Below are 350 nucleotides of genomic sequence, written 5' to 3'. Positions count from 1 at the left end.
GTCGGCAACCGGCAGGATCACTTCCTTGAATTTTTCCGACGAGCCGAGTGCACGGCCACCCGAGATGATGATCTTGGCCGAGGTCAGCTCCGGACGATCCGACGACGACAGCGCGTCGGCAACGAAGCTCGACAGACCCGGATTGGCCGCAGCCGCGATCGTCTCGACCGAAGCCGAGCCACCTTCGGAGGCCGAGGCGAACGAGGCGGTGCGCACGGTGATGACCTTTTTCGCTTCCGTCGTCTGCACCGTCTGGATGGCGTTGCCGGCATAGATCGGACGCTTGAAGGTATCGGCGGAAACCACCTCGGTGATTTCCGAAACCTGGGCGACATCGAGAAGCGCTGCAA

Annotated in this window: 1 pseudogene; it reads right to left on the bottom strand. The window is 62.3% G+C overall.

Annotated features, from left to right (window positions below):
• Positions 1 to 350: pseudogene (locus tag C6558_RS39390) on the bottom strand (electron transfer flavoprotein subunit alpha/FixB family protein); the annotation flags it as partial.

It is taken from the genome of Ensifer sp. NM-2 (assembly GCF_003024455.1).
Taxonomy (GTDB): Bacteria; Pseudomonadota; Alphaproteobacteria; order Rhizobiales; family Rhizobiaceae; genus Ensifer; species Ensifer canadensis.
This window is presented reverse-complemented; position numbering and strand designations above follow the sequence as displayed.